Genomic DNA, 21641 nt, shown 5'->3' with positions numbered 1-21641 from the left:
TTGACCGATCAGGGGGCACCTCGCCAGTCGCGTGCAGCCTTGGAGACGGCTATTTGAACAGCTCGTCGATATCCGCCTGCAGATCCAGCATGGGGGCAGGGGCTTGTTTGAGTACGCCGAGCTTGAGCAATTCTTCGAACTGTTGCACCTGATTGCGCCCGTTTTCCTTGCCGTAGTACAGCGCGTCGTCGGCGTGGCCAAGGATTTCTGCCGGCGAGAGGGTGGGGTCAATGCGTGCGTAGCCGACCGAACAGGTGACCTGGCCGACCTGCGGAAATTCATGCTTTTCCACGGTTTCGCGGAAGCGCTCGAGGATGTGGGCGGTGTTGGTCGCCGAGACATGGCGCAGCAGGATCACGAATTCTTCGCCACCGAAGCGGAACAACTTGTCACTGCCGCGAAAGCTCTTGCGCAGCAGATCGGCCACGCGAATTAGCACTTCATCACCAAAAAGGTGGCCAAAACTGTCGTTGATACGCTTGAACTTGTCGATATCCACGACGGCCAGCCAGCAGTGACGGTCTTCTTCATGCTCACTGGCCTGATGCTCTTCACGGCGATGGGCCGCTTGCTGGGCCAGGTCTATGAAACGATCGAAGTTCTCGTCGAAGGTCTTGCGGTTGTTCAGGCGGGTGAGAGTGTCGAGCTCGGCGTAGTCGAGCAGTCCGACGTGTTCCGCGTAGATCGCCAGCAATTCATGCACACAGGCACACAATTCGTCGACCGGGCGCTCATTGCAATGGACTTCTGCCACGGCGACCGGGCAGCCTTGCGGACCGACGGCAAAACCCAGCACGAAGCCGCCTTCTTCCTTATGGGTCGTAACGCCCGAGGGGGCGAGCGCGCATTCTTCGAGCAGGGGTTCGGCTGCGAGGTGGGTTTCGTCAACGTCGAGGTGATCGAAATTGGTTGTGGCCGATTCACCGCCGGCGACAGCCCAAGCCAGAGGGGCCGTGAGATAGCCGCTGGGCGTGGCACGGAAAACGTGGAGCAGGGCGAAGCGTGCATCGAGGATCTCCAGCGTAGCCACTACCAGTGATTCGGCAATGGCAAGGCGATCCCGCGAGGCTTCGAGGGACTGGAGCTTCTTCAGCAGACGCAGCAGGGCAACTTCGGTTCGCATCAGCGGGGGTCCGGAAACGAGCAGGGCTTCGTGTCATTTACGACGCGAAGGTCCCGGGCTTGATCCCGTACCCCCGGGTAGATCGCAAAAAAACTGTTTTAGTCGATCTGGCGGCGTAAAACCCCGATCGGCGGGGCCCAGGCGTCCGCTGGTTTCTTCTTGCGGGTGACCAGGGTGAGCTGGGCCGGTTGGAAGACATTGGCGTTGTGGGTCACCGGGGTGGTGATCAGATACTGGGCGCGGGTAGCGCGAAGGAAAGCACCGACGCGATCGATGTTGGCCACGTCGAGGTGGGCGAAGGGCTCGTCGATGAACACGAAGCCGCCGGGGCGGGCATCGTCCATCAATAGACCGATCAGCAGAATCAGGGATTTCATCACCTGCTGGCCGCCTGAAGCCTCACCATCATTGAGCGTCTGGGCGCCTTTCTGGTCGAAGTCGAAAGCCACTTCGAGGCCAGCGGCAGCTAGCGTGCTGTCGTCGTTATCCAGCACCGGTACCGGGCATTCGACGTTGATGCCGGCCAGATCGCCCAGCGCGCGAAGGTTCTTGCCGTACTGGCGCACCGTGGCGCGCAGGCGCGCGATGTAGGCGGCGCGGGCTTCGTCCACCATCTGCTTGGTGCGCTCGGAGTAGGCCATGCGCTGGCCGTAGTCGCCCTCGCGCTGATGGAGCTCCAGGCCGAGTTTTTCCTTGATGACCAGCACGTTTTCGTCACTAGGCCATTCGCCGTCGACGAGCCGGCGCTTGAGGCGCGAGAGTTCGTTGCGTGCGCCCGAAAGGCCACCATAGTGCTCGGCAAGCTCTTCCTGGGCGGCGGGTGAGAGCCAGTCGGCCGGCATGCCGCGACGCTTGCTGCGCAATTTCAGGAGGCGAGCGGCCTGCTCCAGGCGTTGAGGACGTGATTCGGTGGCCATTCGGGCCAGCACCTCGCGGGCGGAAGCCAGATCACGCGAGCGGCGGTCGGTTTCGATGGCGATGCCGGAGAGGCGCTCCTTGCACTGGTCGACTTTGCTACGGGCCTCGTTGAGCGTGGCTTCGGCCTGCTGCTGGGCGGCCTGCAGACTGGCCTTGTCCTGTTCGGCGGCTTCGAATTCCGCGGCGCGGGCCAGCATCAGCTCGGCGGCCTGCATGCCGAGCAGCTTTTCGCGCGCGGTTTGCATGGCCGCCTCAGCCGTATCCTGCTTCTTGCGCGCCCAGGCGAGTTGCTTGTCGAGCTCGCCAACTTCCTGCTGCAGGGCTTCGAGGCGGGCCGTGCGGGCCAGTTCACCGAACCAGAAGTCGTGCGGCACACCCAGGTGGCGGGCGCCGCGGCGCTCGCGGTGATAGCCCTCGCGGGTGATCCAGTCCTGCTCGCGCGGCAGCTTGGCCGCAGCCTGGGCATTATCGACGCGGCGGATTCGGTTCAGGAGTTCGGAGAGCCACTTCGGCGGCTCGCCGGCAAAACGCACGACTTCGAGCAGGCTGCCGGGGTTTGCGTCAGGGCAGGGAGCGCGGTCTGACACCACAAAGTGGCGGAAGCGCTCACGCTCACCCAGTGCCCAGGCTTCATGGCGATCACCTTCGTTTTCAAGCAGGATCAGCGAGCGGTAGGGGCGCAGGATGGCTTCGATGGCGCCTTGCCAGCTGGCATCCGTCACCTCGGTGATCTCGGCAAGCAGCTTGTGTTCGATGCTGGCTTCATTCAGGGCACTGCGGAAGCGCTGCACTTCGCTGTCGTGCGGTGTACCACCCTTACCCTGGGCTTCACGCAGGCGGGCGGTGACGTCTTCGAAGCGGGCGGTAAGCTCGCGCACCTTGGTGCGCACGCCTTGCCATTCGTTGTAGGCGTTGGCGGCCGCGTCTTCGGAGTCCAGCGCGGCGGCGCCATGCTCCTTGGCCACGCGCTCTCTCAAAGCATCGCGTTCGGCGAGCTTCTTCTCCACGTCGCGCAGGGCATCACGGGCGGTGAGCCACTGACTGTCGATCTCTTTCTGACGCTTGCTGGCATCGGTGAGCCAGGCTTCGGCCTGGGCCTTTTCTCCGGCTAGCGCGGCGACGCGTTCTTCCGAGGCAGCACGGGTTTCGATGGCGGTAATCACTTCATGGCGGGCGCGTTTGAGCTTCTCGCGCCAGCTGGCGATCTCTCCCTGCAATTCGGCGATTTCCAGACGTGGAATGGCCTCAGCCTCCAGTGCGGTGGCCTCGGCTTGCAATTCACGGCCTTCGAGGAAGCGATCCGCTTCGATGCGGCGGGCTTCGGCCTGGGCCTTGAGCTTTTCCAGGTCCAGCGCCAGCGCTTCCAGCTCGCGCTGGGCGGTTTTCTGCTCTTCGCGGGCGGCCTGATAGTTGTCCAGCACTTCCTTGTCGCCGAACACGTCGAACACCAGATCGAGCAGGGCGCGTGGCGAGTATTCGCAGAGCTTGTCGGTGTCGCCCTGCTCGAGCGACAGCACCTTGGCGATGGCCGGTGTCAGGCCGGCGTAGGCCAGGCGCGACTGGTAATCGCGCAGGCCCACGAATTGGGCGGTTTCTTCGAGCTGCTCGACGGTGACGTTGCCGTCTTCGATGCAGTACTCGCGGCTCCAGTCACCGCCAGCACGCTTGACGCGGCAGGCCAGCGTGACCTGGTCCTTGAGGCAGGGGAAGAAAGGGCGCTTGCCGGTGTTGCCGGGCTGGTTCGAGACCGTGGCGCGGATCCACGCAAAGCCGTGGTTCGAGCGGCGTACATAGCGGCGGAAATCGCGCTTGCCCGAACACTTGAGCGCGAAGAGTGTGCGCATCGCGTCCAGCAGGGTGGTTTTGCCCGAGCCGTTGGGGCCGACGATGGTGATGATGTGGGCATCCAGGGGCAGCGTGAAGCGGCGCCAGAAATCCCAGTGAACGAGTTCGATATCGCGGATGTGGAACATGTCGTATCTATGGTCCGTTGTTAGCGGCGGGCTTCGACTTCGTCGTCGATCGCGTTGATGTCGTCGAACAGTTCTTCTTCGTCTTCGCCCATTCCAGCCGGCAGCGCGCGGCCGGCGGCGGCCAGCACGTCGGCCAGGGTGCCGTTGATGATGCGGTCGGCCAGCACGCGGTAGTCCAGCAGTACGTCGAGCAGCGGGCCTTCATGCAGATAGCCGTTGCTGCGCACGATGAAGCCCAGGCGGGCGAGCTTGCCCAGCGCGAAGTTGCGGATCTTGGTGCGGCCGCCGAGCTGGGCGCCAAAGTCGGCCAGTAGTGAGGCTTCTGAGATCGCGCCGGAGACGGTGTCGCCATGCTCGATGGGTTTTTCCTGGCCAAACATGTCGTTCTGACCGTCGTCACCGAGTTGGCGGCGGCCGAGTTGGCGCTCGCGCTTGGGGAGGATGATCAGCGCCCAGATCACGATCAGCAGCGCGATCTCGTCGCGGGTAAGGCCCATGGTGCTGGCTTGATAATCGCGGCCGCCAAATACGGCGTCCATGACTTCATCCTTGAGACCTACGGCAACATGTTCGGCGAAGGGGTTGTCGAGCAGTTGCAAGCCCACTGCCGCGAGGTTGGTTTCCAGCTCGAGGCGGAAGGCTTCATCGACGAGGGCGCGGCGCACCTGGGTATCGGCGCGCGGTAGCCAGCGGTGGGCCAGCAGGCGGGCGGTGAGTTCGGTGATTTCGATGTTCATGGCTTGGGTTCCACGACTGTGGCATCACGCCGCACGACATTGCCGGCGGACATGTGCGAAATTTCGTCTTCCATGACTTCGACCAGCCAGTCTTCAAGCTGCAGGTCGTAGGGCATCTGTGTGAGATCGGCCACCGGACCGGAGGCGCCGGCCTCCTCGTTGCCCAGCAGCGAGAGCAGCGAGAGGCGATAGCTGGCCGGGCCGAAGCCACCGCCGAGAATGAGCTTGCTGGCCGGTGCTGCTGCCGGGATGCCGGCGAGCTTGTCGGAGAGCTTGATCAGAAGGCCCAAGTCTTCGGACGGGGCGACTTCGTCCTGCGGTGCATCTTCGGCCGGCGGCAAAGTGGCGTCGGCCTCCATCTGGCGGACTTCTTCGGAGAGCGAGCTTTCGGCGCGGTCGAGCAGCTCATGGCCGCCGGCGATGAACTGCATCTGCGGGCCGGCGCCGAGCGCGCCATCGGCCAGCGCGGCGATGCGGCGCACATCCAGGCTGCGCAGCCAGGCGGCTGCATCCGAGGACGACACGCCGGAGGCGCCGAGCGTGACGCGCTGTGATTCGATCTTGTTGAGGGCCCGCTGGAAGGCCGCATCGACCCTGGCCAGGCGGCTTTGGGCCAGACCGATGGCATGCGCGACACGGCTGGTCTCGGGGCTGATTTCGTCCTCGGAGAGCAGACCACGCAGGATGGTGGTGCCTTTTTCCAGCCAGCGCACATTGCCAGTGAGGCGCGAGCGGGCGTCCAGAATGCGGAATTCGGAGCCTGAGGCGATGGCGTCTTCAAAGGAAGCGGTCAGCGCATTGAGCTTGGCCAGGAGGTGCTGCAGCACTTCCGGTGTGATCGTGCCGGTGGCCTGCATACCGGCGAGCTGGGTGGTGAGGAAGCCCAGCTCGGAATCTTCGTTGTCGCCGAATCTGAGCAGCATGGCCATCGCGGCCACGGCGTTACGGCCACTGTCGGAAAACTGGTAGCTGCCGTCTTCGCCATACACCAACAGACCGTTGCCACGCAGGCGGCCGAGCACGGTTTCGAGCTTGATCGGATCGATGTAGGCGAAGTGGCGGCGCAGCTCGTCCGGCTCCCAGCGCGGGTGATCAGCTCGGGCGCTGATCTCGCGCAGCACGTGCAGGCGGATGAACACCTCTTCCTCGCCACCACGGAACAGGGTGATGAAGGTGTTGATCAGCTCGCGCGAGCGCACCAGCGACCACAGCGCCGGGACGTCGTCGGGCTCGACGCCGGGCGTGAGGAAGCCGGCGAGGTCGAAGTCTGAAATCGGGGCGGACTGTTCGATCATGCGTGGGCCGGGGAGACGGAAGCCGGCAGGCCGGCTTCCGGGGTTGAGCGCAGCAGGTCTTACACGCCCTGCTTGAGGCTGGCCTCGATGAAGCCATCCAGGTCGCCATCGAGCACGCCCTGGGTGTTGCCAACTTCGTAGTTGGTGCGCAGATCCTTGATACGGCTCTGGTCCAGCACATAGGAGCGGATCTGGTGGCCCCAGCCGATGTCGCTCTTGGTGTCTTCCAGTTTCTGCTGCTCAGCCTGACGCTTGCGCAGCTCCAGCTCATACAGGCGGGCGCGCAGCATCTTCCAGGCTTCGTCCTTGTTCTTGTGCTGCGAACGGTCGTTCTGGCACTGCACCACGGTGTTGGTCGGCACGTGGGTCAGACGCACGGCGGAGTCGGTCTTGTTGATGTGCTGACCACCGGCGCCCGAGGCGCGGTAGGTGTCGGTACGCACGTCGGCAGGGTTGATCTCGATCTCGATCGAATCATCCACTTCCGGGTACACGAAGACCGACACGAAGCTCGTATGGCGGCGCGCGTTCGAGTCAAACGGGCTCTTGCGCACCAGGCGATGCACGCCGGTTTCGGTGCGCAGCAGGCCGTAGGCGTATTCGCCGGTGATCTTGATCGTCGCGCTCTTGATGCCGGCCACTTCGCCTTCGGATTCTTCCATCAGCTCGACATTGAAACCCTTGCGCTCGCAATAGCGCAGGTACATGCGCTCGAGCATCTGGGCCCAGTCCTGCGACTCGGTACCACCGGCGCCAGACTGTATTTCGATGAAGGCCGGGTTCGGGTCCATCGGGTTGTTGAACATGCGGCGGAATTCGAGGCCAGAGACGCGTTTTTCCACGTCGGCCACGTCAGCTTCAACGGCCACGAAGGTGTCTTCGTCGTCCTCGCCCACGGCTAGTTCATACAGATCGGCACAGTCGACGAGGCTCGCGGCCACGCCGTCGAGCACCATCACCACGCCTTCGAGTTCTTTTTTCTCGCGGCCAAGGTCCTGGGCGCGCTTGGGATCATTCCAGATCGCCGGATCTTCGAGCTGCTTGCTGACTTCGATCAGTTTTTCCGACTTGTTGTCGTAGTCAAAGATACCTCCGCAGCTCATCTGCCCGGCTCTTGAGCTCGGACATCTTGTTGGCGACGGCGTTGAGGCGTTCTGCTTCCATTGTTGGCTTTCCGTGACAATTGCATTCGTTAAGGGCGCGGATTATACCCCTTTGCCTGCGTTTGCCCGGCCGCTCGCGCTATGCTGGGCCCCACGTCCGTATGGGCGGCCGGAGGCCTCTGGAAATGATCAAGATTCCTGCCCTGCGCCTGCGCGCCAAGCTGGTGCTGATCTTTGTGGCGATCAAGGTGTTGCCGCTGGTACTGCTGGCTGCACTGGCCTGGTCGGCGGCGCATCGCCTGGGGCACGCGCTGGGGCAGCGCGCCGCCGTGATGGCCGACAACATGGCCGGCTCGATCCGCGAAGTGGGCGATAAAGCTACCCAGGACGCCATCGTGGCGCTGGACGACCGCTCACGTGAGGCAATCGAGCGCCTCACCACTGACACGGCCCTGGCCGTGGCCGCCTTCCTGCACGAGCGCGATCGGGATCTGCAGGCTGCTGCCCTGCTGGAGCCGAATGAGGCCGGCTACCGGAATTTCCTCAGGCATCGCACGCGCGACTATTACCGCCATGGCGAGTGGAAGCTGAAAGCCGATGGCAGTGGCTGGGAGCCGGCTGTGCCGCATTCGCCGGATCCGGCCAGCATCGCCCGTGCCGGCGAGGCCCTGCCGGACAATGCCAAGTCCTTCCACGCGCGTCCGCCGGAATACCGCGGCGAGCGCAGTGAACGGCCGCTCTACCTGGAGATGAGCTTCATTGGCCTGGACGGGCAGGAGAAGCTGCGCATCGTGGATGGTGAGGTGATGCGGCCGGGCTTGCGCAATGTGAGCCGGCGTGAAAACACCTTCGTGCGTGCCGAAACTTTCTGGCCCGAGCTGCGCCGCCTGCGTCCGGGCGAGATCTATGTTTCCGAAGTGATCGGCGCCTATGTGGGCAGCCATGTGATCGGGCCCTACACGCCGCAGGCCGCAGAGAAGGCCGGGATCGCCTTCGAGCCGCAGAAATCGGCCTATGCCGGAACCGAGAACCCGCTTGGCCAGCGTTTTCGCGGCATCGTGCGCTGGGCCATGCCGGTCGTGCGCAGTGGCCGCATCACGGGCTATGTGAGCCTGGCGCTCGATCACGATCACCTGCGCCAGTTCACCGAACGCATCCTGCCGACCGAGGCGCGCTATACCCCGATCATCGATGCCATCGGTGGCAACTACGCCTTCATGTGGGATCACAAGAGCCGCGCCATTGCTCACCCGCGCGACTACATGATCGTTGGCTACGATCCGGCCAGCGGTGAGCAGGTGCCACCCTGGCTGGACGAAGAGCTGTACGGGGAGTGGAAGGCCTCGGGCCAGCCTTGGGCGGAGTTTTCGGCCGGCATCAAACCCTTCCGTGATCAGAGCCTCAAGCGCAGGCCGGCAGCGGCCATGCTCACTGCGGGAATGCTGGGCCTGGACTGTCGCTATCTGAACTTCTCGCCGCAATGTGCGGGCTGGAACCAGCTTACCGAGCAGGGCGGCTCGGGCTCCTTTGAGATCTTCTTCACCGGCTTGCAGAAGCTCACCACGGCGGCGGCGATTCCCTATTACACCGGTCAGTACGCCGATTCGCCGCGCGGTTTCGGCTTCATCACCATCGGCGCCAATGTGGACGACTTCCACCGCGCCGCGACCGATTCGGCGCGCCAGATCGGCCTCACCATCGAGCAGAAGAACGAGGCCTTCCGCAAGGAGCGGCAAGACATGCTGCAGATGGTGGAAAACAGCATGCAGCGCATGACGGTGGAGCTGGCCAGCTCCACCTTCGTGATGGTGCTGTTGGTGATCGGGATCGCCTTCTGGATGGCGAGTTTTCTGGCCGGCCACATCGGTGCGTTGGTGGAAGGCATCCGCCGCTTTGCTTCGGGTGATCGCAAGCAGCGCTTCGATGTGCGCTCGCGAGATGAGATGGGGGATCTGGCCCGTGCCCTCAACAGCATGGCCGAGACGGTGGATGATTCCTTCCTGCGCTCGGAGGAGGCGCGCCAGCGTGCGGAAGACGCCAGCCGGATGAAGAGTGATTTTCTCGCCAGCGTGTCGCACGAGTTGCGCACTCCGCTCAATGGCATCCTTGGCTTTGCTGATTTGCTGGCGATGGATCTGAAAGATGTGGAGCAGCGCGACCAGGCGCTCACCATCCGCAACTCCGGCAAGCATCTGCTGGGCGTAGTGAATGATCTGCTTGATCTGGCCAAGATCGAATCGGGCAAGATGACGGTACATGCCGAGCCGATCGATCTGCCGGCCTTCGTGGCCGACGTGGTGCGCGGCCATCGGGCCCATGCCGCAGGCAAGGGCCTCGAACTCCTGCTTGATATGGCGCGCCAGGGGCCGCTGCCGGTACTCGAATCGGATGCGCTGCGCCTGCGCCAGATTCTCAACAACCTGATCAACAACGCCATCAAGTACACCGACCATGGTCAGGTCAGCGTGCAACTGGAGGCGGAAGGTACAGACCTGGTCTTTCAGGTGCGGGACACCGGCTGCGGCATCGCGGCCGAGGATCAGGAGGCGATCTTTGATCGTTTTGGTGGGGTAGGCAGCAAGGTTCAGCGCGACAAGGGAGGCAGCGGCCTGGGCCTGTCGCTGGTGCGCAAATTGGCCGGCCTGTTGGGCGGCCGGGTGAGTCTGGTGTCCGAGCCAGGGCGAGGCTCGCTATTTACTCTGCGGATTCCCCTGCAGCCGCGCGCTGACGAAGGAACACTGGGTGACGGGGCTGGCCCTGAGCCGTCAGGCTCTGATAGCGATAAGTAACCAGGGCGCCCGGCGCGGGGGGCGCCTCCCGTTGGGCATCACTGAAGCCGCTGCCGAGGCTGAAACGTCGGCCATCCGGCGCTTCCACCAGCAGGGCGCCGAGACGCCCGCGGTGCTTGCCCCGGCCCGGTACATATCCGACGACTCTGGCTTCGGCGTCTTGCCAGGGCTTGAGCTTCAGTAGCACATCACTGCGCCCGGTGACATAGGGCGCGTCGGCCCGGTGCAGCATCAGGCCCTCGCCACCCGCCTTGAGAACGGCTGCCATGCGTTGCCGGAGTGCGGCGGCATCCGCCACGCGGAATTGCTCGACTGCTTGCAGCCAGGGGATGCCTGCCGCAGCAGTCAGGCGCCGGATGGCGTCGGCGCGGGCGCTGAAATCGCCCGGTGCGTCCGGTAGTTCAAAAATCATGTAGCGCAGCTCGCGCCATTCGGCATCTACCGGCTGCATCTTGCGCACGATGCCCGAGAGGCGCTCGAATGTGCCGCGGCCGGCCCACAGTTCGCCATCGAGCGGGGTGGCGGGAAGCGCCTGGATGAACCAGTCCGGCGCATTCACCGGATGGCCGCTGCGAAAGCTCAGGCGCTGGCCATCCCAGATGGCGCGAACGCCATCGAGCTTTTCGCTGACCAGATAAGCGCCAGGGTCGATCCCGTCCCGATAGAGCTCGGCCAGCAGAATTTCCGGCGCAGCAAGCGTGTGGAGCGAGAAAAGGCTCAGTAGCAGACTGAGCATCAGGCAGGGCAGATAGCGCATTGAAAGGCTCCCGGGCGATGCCGCGAGCTTAGCCGCCAGGGCTGGTTGCTCCATTCTGTCCGGAAGGGCTGGAGCCGGTTGAGCGCGCCGCTCAGCTGGCTGGCGTGAGGACGCTGTGAGCGATTTTCAGCAGGGTCTCGCGCATGAAGCCGGTCAGCGGGTCAGAGGTGTCACGGCGGTGAATCACCACCGAGATCGGCAGGCGCAGGTCTTCCTCATGCAGTGGCAGGATAGTCAGATCGCGATGGGTCGTGAGAAGGCGTGTGACCAGCTCGGGAAGCACCGCCACCAGCGGGCTCTGCTTGACCACGAACGGGATCGAAAGCGGGGTGGCGGCATGCGCCACGACCTGGCGGCGCAGGCCGCGCCGGTGCAGGGCACGGTCGATCATGCCGGGGCCGTCGCCGGTATAGCTGGTGTGGATGTGGGGCAGGCCGGTGAGATCGGCGAGGCTGGGCTGATCCTTCAGCGTGATCAGGGCCGGGTTGAAGACGCAGCAGAAACCGGTTTCATACAGCGCCGTCTGCTCATGCACGGTGCGCACGCGGGGAAAGTGGCCGACCGCCAGGCGGATGGTGCCGGCATCGAGTTCTTCGAGCTGATGTGAGGCGGGAATCGGCCGCACCGAGAGCTGCAGGCCAGGGGCTCGGGCGCGCAGCCGTGCCATCAGCGCCGGTAGCAACAGGGCTTCGAGGGGATCGTTGAGGGCGATCTGGAACTGCTCGTTGATCTGGGCTGGATCGAAGCTGGCCTCTCCCAGCGCCAGGCTGCGGGCCGAAAGCAGGAGTTCGCGCACCGCCGGCGCCAGGCTGCGGGCACGGCTGGTTGGCAGCATGGCGCTGCCTTCGCGGTAGAGGATGTCATCGTTGAAAAGCTCACGCAGACGGGCCAGGGCATGACTCATGGCGGGCTGGCCGATACACAGCCGGGCGGCGGCGCGCGTGACGCTGGCTTCGCTCACCAATGCATCGAAAGCGACGAGCAGGTTGAGGTCCAGTCGCCTGAAGAGGCTGTGGTCAATATCGTTCATGTCGATACTGTAGATCAGACCAATCGATTTCTACGATTGTGTGGTGATGTTTAAACTGGTTTTTTACCTGGATTTTCACTTCATGCCAGCTCCTGCCGCATTCGGTCCGTCGTCTCTGCGCCCACGCCTTCTGGCACTGGCGGCGGTCACCAGCGTCGAATTTATCGAAAACGGCATGGTGATGTTTTCGGCTAGCCAGATCATGGCCGGCCTGCAGCTTTCGGCGGCTGATTTTGCCTTCGCCTACACGCTCTATGGCATGGCGGCGATCTTCATGCTCTACAAACATCAGTGGATGGTCGAGCGGCTGGGCTATGCGCGTTTCGTGATGTTGTCACTGGCCGTCTTCGGCGCTGGCTCACTGCTGTGCGCCAGCGCCTCCGGCCTGAGTCTGTTTGCCGCCGGGCGACTGTTGCAAGGCCTCGGTGGGGCGACTTTCTTCACTGCCGGGCGCCTGGCTATCAATGAGATGCCCGCCGAATCGCGCTTTGCCGGCTTGCTGGTCTTCATCGCCAGCCTGCTCGGCGGCTCGGCGCTGGCCCCCTTGCTCTCGGCCAGCCTGATGGCGCTGGGCGGCTGGCGCGCGATCTTTGCCTTCGGACTGCCGCAGGTGCTTATCGTGGCCTGGCTGGCACGGGGGCAGTTGGCGCGCACGGTGACGCCGCCCGAGCTGCGTTCGGAGGAGCACTGGGGCTGGTTGTTGTGGCTGTGCCTGGGCGTGTTCTGCCTGCAATATGCGATCCAGTCGCTGAGCCTCGCAGGCAGCCCGCTGACCCGCGTGCTGGTGACGGCGCTGGTATCGATCGCGATGCTGAGCGTGTTTGCCTGGCGCCAGTGGCGCAAGGATCGGCCGCTGATCAACTACCGTGGGCTCTTTCAACTGCGCTATCTGTTCGGGCTGGCGATGTATTTTTTCGGTTACTTCCTGATCGGAGTGGCCGGGCTGATGCTGCCGATCCTGCTGCACGGCGTGCTGGGGCTCTCGTTGTTGGCCACGGCGCTGATCTCCAGCTGCGGGCTGGCCGGCACGGTTGCCATGGCGCTGACCCATGTTGCCCTGGCGCGGCGCTGGCCCTGGCATCGTTGCTACATGCTCGGCGGCCTTGCGTTGTATGCCACGGGTTGCCTGCTGCTGGCGATGATGGAGCTGCCGCGAGGCTGGGTCGAGCTATTGCCGGCCACCCTGGCCATTTATCTGGCTATTCCCTGGTTCCTCGGGCCAGTGGCTTTCGGCACCTTCTCCGGGCTGGAGGCGAAGGTGTTCTCGCATGGCTATCAGGTAAAAAACATCGTGCGCCAGCTGGGCCTGTCATCGAGCATCGCGCTCACCACTCTGCTGCTGCACCGGCTGGAGCATTCACCAGAGCCTTCCGGTTTGTTGGAAATGCTGGCTGGCGTGTTCGTCGATCAGGCCGCAGGCACGCCCATGTTGCAGGCGAGCCAGCAGGTGTTTGGTTTGACCTTACTGGCCATCCTGCCGGTCGGGCTGGTGGTGATGTTGCAGCGGGTTTTTCGTTGATCCGTCTAGATCAGGGCTTGAAAGCGTCGTCGTCATACGCCACGCAGTAACGCTGCCAATCCGCTTCGACCTGCTCGGCGCAGTGTTCGGCCAGTGCCAGCAGGCGGCTGCGCCATTTGTGCTTGCTGCCGAACTCGATCAGCTCGTCGGCTATTGCCGAGCCTTTGCGGCCGCTGCTGCGTAGCTGCGCCCAGGCCACAAGCTCGCCCATCTGCCCCAGCATCTCGCGGAAGCTGCGGTTCTTGCCGGCCGCTTCGCGCAGATCGATGCGATCCTCGGCGGGCTGCAGTTCGCGCAGCACCGCGCTGCGCCGACCCAACTCCAGCGGATGCAGGAAAGCCACCGGGATGGCCTGCATCATCTGCTGCACACCGATCACCCGGTGCGCTTCCGAGGCCCAGCGCGGTTCGGGCGTGCGTAAATGGGGCGTGAGCGTGGAGATGGGGGCTTCTTTCAGGTCCAGCAGAGCGTGATTGTCTGGCCCGCCCTCGCCGCGGACCAGGATCACGTAGCGCTCCAGCCCGAGACTGGCGTTGCCGCTCACCCGGCGGGCCACATCCAGCACCTCGAAGAATTCCGGCTCGGCTTGTTCGCTGGCAAAGTGGGTCATCAGTTCGCGCACTTTGTGCTGTTGTTTGTCGCTCGCAGGGAGGGCTTTCTTGCCATCGATCTTCAGGCTGCGGCGCTTGCCACGGCGGCTGCAGCGGCGATCGAGCAGATCCTTGCGGCTGCGGCAGCGCAGCGCTTCCAGATGATCGCGGATCAGGCCATCGGCAGTATCGCGTTCCAGCCAGCGTGCACGGCCAGCGCTGAGGGCGCTGGCGTACGCTTCGATAAAGGCGCCGGCGTGGGCCAGGGCTTCGTCGCGGTCGAAATCCAGTGCCGGCGCTGCCACCAGCACGCTGCTCACGAAGCGCGTCAGTGCCCAGCTGGCAGGCGCGAGGGTGGCCTCGTCGAAATCGTTGAGGTCGAAATACACCAGCCGGTTGTCGCCCTTGTAACTGCCGAAGTTCTCCAGATGCAGATCGCCGCAAGTCCAGGCCAGTGGAGCCTTGTAGAGCAGCTTGTCGTTGGGCATGCGGGCATGGAAGAGGGCGCTTGTGCCGCGCAGGAAGGCAAACGGGTCGCGGCGCAGCAGCGCGTACTTGAGTGCCAGCCGCTCGGGATCGCGACCGGCATGGCTGTGCTTCAGCAACTCAACGGCGTCGTCTGTGGTGTGGCTCATCTCTCATGTTCCTGCCTGACTGTGGGTTGGCCAAGGGTAGTCAGCCCGTGTGAGGCGAAGATGACGGGCAGACTTCAGGGCGAGAATCAGTGGGCGAGCTTGAGCCCGACGATGCCGGCAAAGATCAGCGCAAGGCTCACCAGACGCAGCGTGGCCGCCGACTCTCCGAGCACGAAGATGCCGAAGAGCGCAGTGCCGATGGCGCCGATGCCGGTCCATACCGCGTAGGCCGTGCCCAGTGGAAGCGAGCGCATGGCCACGCCCAGCAGCACCACGCTGCCGATCATGGCGGCGACAGTGCCGACCGAAGGCCACAGGCGGCTGAAGCCCTCAGTGTACTTGAGGCCGACAGCCCAACCCACTTCCATGAGGCCGGCAATGATCAGGATGAACCAGGGCATGATGATTTGAGATCCAAGGTTTGTTTAGCAGGGCGCTGGATGAGGGCGGATGCGAAGCCCTGGCCAGCGTGAGCGATAGGAGGCTGCTTTACGCTCGAAGAGCTCCGGGTAGGGGGTTAGCGGGTTGGGACTGAGAATGCCATCGTAGAGGCGTTGCAGGCCGTTGGGCGCGTAGACTTCCCCGGGCCGGATGCCGACGCAGGTGGAGGGCATCAGAAAGCGATCGATGCCTTCGCGCGAGCTCCGCAACGGGGCATAGGGCTGGCCGAAGTGGGATTCGTACCAGAGGTGGACGCGTGCCTGGTTGGCAACTTCGATCGTGATACCCAGCACGCCCAGCACTTCGTCCGCATGGGCCTGAACCCTAAGTTCGCCTGTTTCGCTGAGATCTGATGGGTCGAAGTAGAAAAGGTCGTAGTCCTTGATGTTGGACTCCGGCACGTGTCCGGCCTGCAGATTCCACACTGTCTGGAAAAGACAGCCGGCTACGAGCCAGGCATCGGGCAGGGCCAGCGCATTCCATCGGTCGAGAATTGCGCGGTTGTGGCGATTGCTCAGCACATCGCGCAGAAAACGGGCGTTCAGATCGCCCGGATGGATCGGCTCGGCCGCTTCCACGTTGCACGGTCAGGCAAGGTTGATTTTTGCAACACGGCTTGCGTGCCGCCCGCCTTCGAAGTCGGCTTCGAGAAATGCTTCAAGGATATCAATCGCTGTGCCTGCACCGATGACTCGTGCGCCGAGACACAGGGTGTTGGCGTCGTTGTGCTGGCGTGACATGCGCGCACTCAGGGGCTCACTGCACACCACCGCGCGGACGGCCGGGTGGCGGTTGGCCGCGATAGACATCCCGACGCCCGTACCGCAGATCAGGATGGCCTGGTCGATCTCGTCGTTTTCAATGGCTCTCCCTACCGCGTGGGCGAAGTCGGGATAGTCACAGGAATCGTTTGTGGTGGTGCCAAACTCGCGGACGGACAGGCTGCGTTTCTCGAGCTCTGCCACGAGGACTTTTTTCAACTCCAGACCTGCGTGATCGGAGGCGATTCCCAGTCGGTTTGTCATGAGCGCTTCCTTGAAGTATTTGACGGACGCAGCCGGACTCAGGGGGCTGCGCCAATGCCGTGTTTTGCAGGAGCGGCCAGCGATCGCTCCTGCAGAGGTCAGTAGATTTCGCGGGTTTCCAGGAACTTCACATTCGGGTGCCGTTCCTGTGCCATCTGCAGGTTGACGCGGTTCGGCGCCAGATACACATAGTCGCCCGCTCCATCGAGGGCCATGTTGGCCGGCGCCTTGTCGAGCAGGGCCTTGATGTCGTCGTCCTTGCCACGCAGCCAGCGGGCGGTGGCCCAGTTACAGCCTTCGAACACGCACTCCACGCCGTATTCGTGTTCCAGACGGTGCGCCACGACCTCGAACTGCAGCATGCCGACCGCGCCGAGGATCAGGTCGTTGGAAGCGAGCGGCTTGAAGAGCTGGGTCTGGCCTTCTTCTGCGAGTTGCTGCAGGCCTTTCTGCAACTGCTTCATCTTGAGCGGGTTCTTGATCTGGGCGCGGCGGAAGAGATCCGGCGCGAAGGAGGGAATGCCGGTGAATTTGAGGTCTTCCCCCTCGGTGAAGGTGTCGCCGAGGCGGATCGTGCCGTGGTTGGGGATGCCGATGATGTCACCCGAATAGGCCACGTCGGTGGTGTTGCGATCCTGCGCCATGAAGGTGATGGCGTTGTTGATCGCCATGCTCTTGCCTTGCGAGACCTGCTTGATCTTCATGCCGCGCTCGAACTTGCCCGAGCACACGCGCAGGAAGGCGATGCGGTCGCGGTGCTTGGGATCCATGTTGGCCTGGATCTTGAACACGAAGCCCGAGAACTTGGCTTCGTCCGGTGCCACGACGCGGTGTTCGGTGGCACGGGCGAGCGGGCGCGGCGAAAGATCGACAATGGCGTCCAGCACCGATTGAACGCCGAAGTTGTTGACGCCGGAGCCGAAGAAGACCGGCGTCTGTTTGCCGGCCAGGTAGGCTTCGCGATCGAAAGTGTGGGAGGCGCCACGCACCAGTTCCACTTCAATTCGCAACTCGTCGGCCTGATCGCCAATCACTTCGTCCAGACGCGGGTTGTCCAGGCCCTGGATGATTTCGGAAGTGCCTTTTTCGGCATGCGGGTCGAAGAAGGCGATGCTGTCGTTATAGAGGTGATACACGCCGCGGAAGCGCTTGCCCATGCCGATCGGCCAGGTCATCGGCGCGCACTGCATGCCCAGCACGGATTCGATTTCGTCGAGCAGCTCGATCGGCTCGCGGCCTTCGCGGTCGAGCTTGTTGATGAAGGTGAGGATCGGGGTGTCGCGCAGGCGGCACACGTTGAGCAGCTTGATGGTCTGCGATTCCACGCCGTTCACCGAGTCGATCACCATCACGGCCGAGTCCACGGCGGTGAGCGTGCGGTAGGTGTCTTCCGAGAAGTCTTCGTGGCCCGGGGTGTCGAGCAGGTTGATGATCGCGTCGCGGTAGGGGAACTGCATCACCGAGGAGGTGACCGAGATGCCGCGCTGCTTTTCGAGCTCCATCCAGTCGGAGGTGGCATGGCGGGCGGCCTTGCGGGCGCGCACTTCACCGGCCACCTGAATGGCGCCGCCGAACCACAGGAGTTTTTCGGTCAGCGTGGTTTTACCCGCGTCAGGGTGGGAAATGATCGCAAAAGTGCGGCGGCGGGCGAGTTCTTGCTTGAGTTCGGTCATGGCATGCGGCTTTCAGACAAGGCGCGGATTATACAGAGGCCGCCTGCCCGGCATGCCGGAATTCCGGTATGGTCGGCTTCCCGCCGCCTGGTGCTGCTTTCCGCTTCCCGCTCCCGCATGTCTTCGCCTGTCCGGCTTTCCCGCAACGCCTGGCTGATGCTGCTGATTTGCATCTTCGGCTGGGGTTTTTCCTGGACCGTGATCAAGTACGCCCTGGCCGAAATCCCGCCCTTGTCTTTTCGTGGCGTATCAGCTTTCGCGGCCGGCATGCTGACCTTGCTGCTGGTCCGCGCCAGTGGTGCTTCGGTGGCGGTGGCGCGTGCGCATTGGCCCAAGCTGGGCATGCTGGCCTTTTTCAACGTGCTGAGCTGGAACGTGTTGTCTACCTATGGCGTGCTCTACCTGCCCTCGGGCCGGGCGGCGCTGCTGGCCTACACTATGCCGCTGTGGTGCGTACCGCTCTCTGTCTGGCTGCTGAACGATCGCCTCGATCCTCGGCGCTGCGTGGCCTTGCTGCTGGGCGGGGCCGGCGTGGCGGTGTTGATGGGGCAGGATGTGCTGGAGCTGATGCGGGCGCCGCTGGGGGCGATCCTGATGGTGAGTGCAGCGCTGTGCTGGGCGTGCGGCATGGTGCTGATGAAGCGTTGGGCCTTGCCGCTCGAAACCATGTCGCTGACCGGCTGGCAACTGCTGCTGGGCAGCCTGCCGATGCTGCCGGCAGCGGTCTGGGTGGATGGCATTCCGCCACAGCTACCCGGTGCGGGGGCACTGGCTGCGCTGGCTTTCAGCGCGCTGGTGACTTTCATGCTGTGTTACTGGGCCTGGAATCGATTGGTGTTGATGGTGCCAGTGGCGGTGTCCTCGCTTTCCTCGTTGCTGACGCCGCTGGTGGGTGTGACTTCCGGCGCGCTGTTTCTCGGTGAGCAACCCGGCTGGGCTGAAGCGTTGGCCGTATTGCTGATTCTGGGTGCGGTCGCGGTGATCAATCTGGGAGGCCGGCGTGCGCTTGTTGCCTGAGCGGGTCGGCTTGGAGGCCTTTGCCTGGGGATTGGCGGAGGCCACGCTGTTTTTCATTGTGCCGGATGTGTTGCTCTCCGGCCTGGCCCTCAAGCAGTCGATGCGTCGGGTGGTGCATGCGTGCCTGTGGGCGTTGGCTGGCGCCTTGCTCGGTGGGGTGTTGATGTATTTTTGGGGCCGGTTTTCACCGATCACGGTGCTGGGCGTGCTGCGCGAGATTCCGGCGATTGATCTGGCGATGTGCGAAGCTGTGACGCGGCAGTTGCGCGAGGATGGGCTCCTCGCGCTTTGCATCGGCCCGCTCACCGGCACGCCTTACAAAATCTATGCAGCGATGGCTGGCGCACTGGCGCTCAATCCACTGCTTTTCTTCGCGATCAGCATTCCGGCCCGTCTGTTGCGCTTTCTGGCCGTCGCCGGATTGGTGCGGCTGATCTGCCGGGCTTTGCCGGGCCTGTCGCTAGGCGGGCGGATGGGGCTGTGGGCGGCGGGCTGGCTGGGCTTCTATGGCTGGTATTTCAGCCACTTTGCGGGCTGATTGCGGCCACTCCTACTAAACCCTTGGAGCGAATTGGGCGGTCACCTTGCGCAGCGCCGCGAAGCAGTCTGCGTCGATTGCGCTGCCGACGCTTTCGGCCATCATGTCGAGTGCCTTGTCGATCGGAATGGCGCCGCGATAGGGTCGCTCGGCGGTGATCGCATCGAAGATGTCGGCCGTGGTGATGATGCGGGTCTCCAGCGAAATCTTTTCTGCCGTGAGGCCCTGCGGGTAGCCCTTGCCATCGAGCCGCTCATGGTGGGCGCCGGCCACGCTGGCCAGCTCGCGGAAGGCACCGATGCGGCTGAGGATCTGCTCGGTGTAGGCGGCATGCATCTGCACTGCGCGCCATTCGGCCTCATCCAGCTTGCCGGGCTTATCGAGCACGCTGTTGGAAACGCCCAGCTTGCCCAGATCGTGCAGCAGGGCGGCGCGTTTGAGCCAGCGGCGGCGCTCCGCCGTGAGGCCCAGCTCTTCGGCGAGCATGTCGGTGTAGAGCGCCACACGCTCGCTGTGGCCGGCGGTGTAGGGGCTTTTCGAGTCGACCACCTGACCGAAGCCGGCGGCGATGTCGTCGAGATAGTCGTCATCCAGCACGACCGAATCCCTTGCCGGCTCCAGCGCGAACACGGCCCGGTCGATGTTGTCCGAGGCGAGGGTCTGCCAGAACTCCACTGACTGGGTGACGGACTCGAAAGCTCGCACAAGTTGCGGATCAAACCAGCTACCGCTGCGCGTTCGCACCTCCTGCTGCGCGGCCGCGGGTCCGTTGGCCGTGAAGAACACGTCAGCCACCTGGGCCAGCAAGGCGATGCGAGCCAGCAGCGAGATCGCAGGACCGGCGATGCCTAGCGGCTTGCCGCCGCCGTTCCAGTGCTCATCGAGGTGCAGGATGCCGTCGGCCACGGTTTCATCGAAGCGCAGCTTGCGGGCGATTTCGGCGCCACGCTGACAGCGGGTTTCGAACAGCTCGCGGCCGATTTCCTCGCCGTTCTGAAACAGATGAAAGAGGGAGCGGAAGCGCTCGCTGAGGGAGGCGTGGAGGCCGGTGTGGCGTAGCACGAAGCCGATGATCTGGGCGCTGCGGGTGCCCGCCAACTTGAAGTCGCGTTTGAAGGCCAGATCGTCGGTGAGATAGAGGGCGCAGATCCGTGCCGCGTTGCTGCTACAGCCCAGATCCTTGAGCAGCAGGGTGTAGTAGAGCGAGCGCAGCTGGGCATTGTCCAGCCCCAAGGCGTGGCCGATGTGCATGCCGATCCAGCACACGCGCACGCAATGGCCGCGTGGCTGACCTTCGGTGATGTCCAGCGCATGGCTCAGCGCGGCCATCAGCTCGGCCAGGGTCAGGGTGTCGGCGGAAAATCTTGCGAAGCGCTCCATTCCCGCCTTTACGGCAGGAATGTCTTCAGGCCTGAGGAGTGACTATGTGAAAAAGTAGCGCACGAGGTGGAAGAAGACCGGCGCAGAGAAGCACACCGAGTCCAGCCGATCTAGCATGCCGCCGTGGCCTTCGATCATGTGGCCCCAGTCTTTCACGCCGCGATCGCGCTTGATGGCGCTCATCACCAGCCCGCCGAAGAAGCCCATCAGGGTGATGGCTAGCGCCATGCCGGCCGCCTGCCAGGGCGTGAAGGGCGTGATCCAGAACAGCGCAGCGCCCAGCGCGGTAGCGCTACCCAGCCCGCCGAGGAAGCCGGCGACGGTCTTGGACGGTGAGAGGTTCGGGGCGATCTTGCGCCGGCCGAAGAGCTTGCCCCACACGTACTGCAGCACGTCGGAGGACTGCACGACGATGATCAGGAACACCACCAGCAACAGGTTGCGTTCCTCGTAACCGGCGATGTTCAGCGCCAGCAGGGCCGGCACATGCGAGATGGCATACACGCAGATCATCAGGCCCCATTGCGTCTGGGTGGCGCGTGCGAGGAAGTTCGTGGTGTCCTGCCCGAGGCAGGCCAGGCAAGGCATCAGCAGGAAGGCATAAACCGGAATCAGGATCGAGAACATGCCGTACCAGTTCTGCCATACGAACACATATTGGAGCGGCAGGAACACGAAGAAGCAGGCCAGCAGGGCGTAGTGGTCACCGCGCCGGGTATTCGTGAGGGTGATGAATTCGCGCAGGGCGAAGAAGGAAATCAGCCCGAAGAGTAGGACCACACCGGTATGCCCGCCGAGCAGCGCGATGCCGATCACGGCCACCATCACCCACCAGGCATTGGTGCGCGCCACCAGATTGGCAACCACGCCGTTGTCGCGTCCCAGCTTCCAGCGCAGCAGCCAGCCAATGAGGCTGGCAATGAGCAGCACCGCGCCGATGCCGAGGAAGAGATGAAAAGTGGCTTCGCGTGCGGCTTCGGGGACCTGGTTAGGAATGCTTTGCAGGGAAGTGGTCAGGCTCATGGTTGTTTTCGGTGAGAGCGGCCATCGGCCGTGAAGGTTCATGCAGGAGCGGCCTCCGGCCACTCCTGCCCCCGG

At 63.7% G+C, this 21641-nt stretch carries 18 protein-coding genes; 4 read left to right on the top strand and 14 right to left on the bottom strand.

Annotated elements, in window-relative coordinates; genetic code table 11:
• Positions 1-49: 49 nt before the first annotated feature.
• From C0V76_RS03915 to prfB, 5 genes are all read right to left on the bottom strand, one after another.
• A complete protein-coding gene (locus tag C0V76_RS03915; protein ID WP_101941084.1) occupies positions 50-1123 on the bottom strand; it encodes a GGDEF domain-containing protein in 1074 nt (357 codons plus the stop codon).
• 98 nt (positions 1124-1221) lie between these two features.
• On the bottom strand, positions 1222-4014 hold the full coding sequence (locus C0V76_RS03910; RefSeq protein ID WP_101941083.1) for an AAA family ATPase: 2793 nt from the start codon (positions 4012-4014) through the stop codon (positions 1222-1224).
• Between the two features lie 20 nt (positions 4015-4034).
• A complete protein-coding gene (locus C0V76_RS03905) occupies positions 4035-4751 on the bottom strand; it encodes a hypothetical protein (protein WP_101941082.1) in 717 nt (238 codons plus the stop codon).
• Positions 4748-6046: a hypothetical protein gene (locus tag C0V76_RS03900; protein WP_173893971.1), complete on the bottom strand. Its 1299-nt coding sequence runs from the start codon at positions 6044-6046 to the stop codon at positions 4748-4750. The genes C0V76_RS03905 and C0V76_RS03900 overlap by 4 nt, the downstream gene beginning before the upstream one ends.
• Before the next feature lie 59 nt (positions 6047-6105).
• Positions 6106-7210 (bottom strand): peptide chain release factor 2 gene (gene prfB / locus C0V76_RS03895; RefSeq protein ID WP_216821651.1). Its coding sequence is split into 2 segments (ribosomal slippage): positions 6106-7128 and positions 7130-7210, totalling 1104 coding nucleotides; the frame shifts between segments, so codons are not numbered across the junction.
• 124 nt (positions 7211-7334) lie between these two features.
• On the opposite strand from prfB, the gene C0V76_RS03885 reads away from it, so the two are divergent.
• Positions 7335-9938: a HAMP domain-containing sensor histidine kinase gene (locus C0V76_RS03885; RefSeq protein WP_101941079.1), complete on the top strand. Its 2604-nt coding sequence runs from the start codon at positions 7335-7337 to the stop codon at positions 9936-9938.
• Here the strand turns inward: C0V76_RS03885 and C0V76_RS03880 are convergent.
• Positions 9844-10695, bottom strand: a complete 852-nt coding sequence (locus C0V76_RS03880; protein WP_101941078.1) for a DNA ligase — start codon at positions 10693-10695, stop codon at positions 9844-9846. The genes C0V76_RS03885 and C0V76_RS03880 overlap by 95 nt on opposite strands.
• Before the next feature lie 91 nt (positions 10696-10786).
• A complete protein-coding gene (locus tag C0V76_RS03875; protein ID WP_173893970.1) occupies positions 10787-11725 on the bottom strand; it encodes a LysR family transcriptional regulator in 939 nt (312 codons plus the stop codon).
• An 82-nt stretch (positions 11726-11807) separates the two neighbouring features.
• Here C0V76_RS03875 and C0V76_RS03870 point away from each other — a divergent pair, with 82 nt between their 5' ends.
• On the top strand, positions 11808-13244 hold the full coding sequence (locus C0V76_RS03870) for an MFS transporter (RefSeq protein WP_158239138.1): 1437 nt from the start codon (positions 11808-11810) through the stop codon (positions 13242-13244).
• A 10-nt stretch (positions 13245-13254) separates the two neighbouring features.
• On the opposite strand, the gene C0V76_RS03865 is transcribed toward C0V76_RS03870, so the two are convergent.
• The 5 genes from C0V76_RS03865 to C0V76_RS03845 form a co-directional block, all read right to left on the bottom strand.
• The gene (locus C0V76_RS03865) at positions 13255-14469 is read right to left on the bottom strand and encodes a DUF2252 domain-containing protein (protein ID WP_101941075.1); all 1215 of its coding nucleotides are present in this window, start codon (positions 14467-14469) and stop codon (positions 13255-13257) included.
• An 86-nt stretch (positions 14470-14555) separates the two neighbouring features.
• Positions 14556-14870 (bottom strand): quaternary ammonium compound efflux SMR transporter SugE, encoded by a 315-nt coding sequence (gene sugE, locus C0V76_RS03860; protein ID WP_101941074.1) that lies wholly within the window; start codon positions 14868-14870, stop codon positions 14556-14558.
• Between the two features lie 24 nt (positions 14871-14894).
• Positions 14895-15488: a nucleotidyltransferase family protein gene (locus C0V76_RS03855; protein WP_216821650.1), complete on the bottom strand. Its 594-nt coding sequence runs from the start codon at positions 15486-15488 to the stop codon at positions 14895-14897.
• Between the two features lie 9 nt (positions 15489-15497).
• A complete protein-coding gene (gene rpiB / locus C0V76_RS03850; protein ID WP_101941073.1) occupies positions 15498-15935 on the bottom strand; it encodes a ribose 5-phosphate isomerase B in 438 nt (145 codons plus the stop codon).
• Positions 15936-16033: 98 nt separating this feature from the next.
• Positions 16034-17608: a peptide chain release factor 3 gene (locus tag C0V76_RS03845; protein ID WP_101941072.1), complete on the bottom strand. Its 1575-nt coding sequence runs from the start codon at positions 17606-17608 to the stop codon at positions 16034-16036.
• A 117-nt stretch (positions 17609-17725) separates the two neighbouring features.
• Between C0V76_RS03845 and C0V76_RS03840 the strand changes: the two genes are divergently transcribed.
• Together C0V76_RS03840 and C0V76_RS03835 are read left to right on the top strand one after the other, a co-directional pair.
• On the top strand, positions 17726-18625 hold the full coding sequence (locus tag C0V76_RS03840; RefSeq protein ID WP_101941651.1) for a DMT family transporter: 900 nt from the start codon (positions 17726-17728) through the stop codon (positions 18623-18625).
• Positions 18609-19163 (top strand): YqaA family protein, encoded by a 555-nt coding sequence (locus C0V76_RS03835; protein WP_143707348.1) that lies wholly within the window; start codon positions 18609-18611, stop codon positions 19161-19163. The genes C0V76_RS03840 and C0V76_RS03835 overlap by 17 nt, the downstream gene beginning before the upstream one ends.
• 15 nt (positions 19164-19178) lie before the next feature.
• On the opposite strand, the gene C0V76_RS03830 is transcribed toward C0V76_RS03835, so the two are convergent.
• Together C0V76_RS03830 and C0V76_RS03825 are read right to left on the bottom strand one after the other, a co-directional pair.
• Complete coding sequence (locus C0V76_RS03830) at positions 19179-20543, bottom strand: HD-GYP domain-containing protein (protein WP_101941070.1); 1365 nt, start codon at positions 20541-20543, stop codon at positions 19179-19181.
• Positions 20544-20585: 42 nt separating this feature from the next.
• Complete coding sequence (locus tag C0V76_RS03825; protein ID WP_101941069.1) at positions 20586-21566, bottom strand: phosphatidate cytidylyltransferase; 981 nt, start codon at positions 21564-21566, stop codon at positions 20586-20588.
• Positions 21567-21641 lie beyond the last annotated feature (75 nt).

The organism is Uliginosibacterium sp. TH139 (genome assembly GCF_002855595.1).
GTDB classification, from domain to species: domain Bacteria; phylum Pseudomonadota; class Gammaproteobacteria; order Burkholderiales; family Rhodocyclaceae; genus Uliginosibacterium; species Uliginosibacterium aquaticum.
The sequence above is the reverse complement of the archived record's forward strand: the minus strand, read 5'-3'. Positions and strand labels throughout refer to the sequence as shown.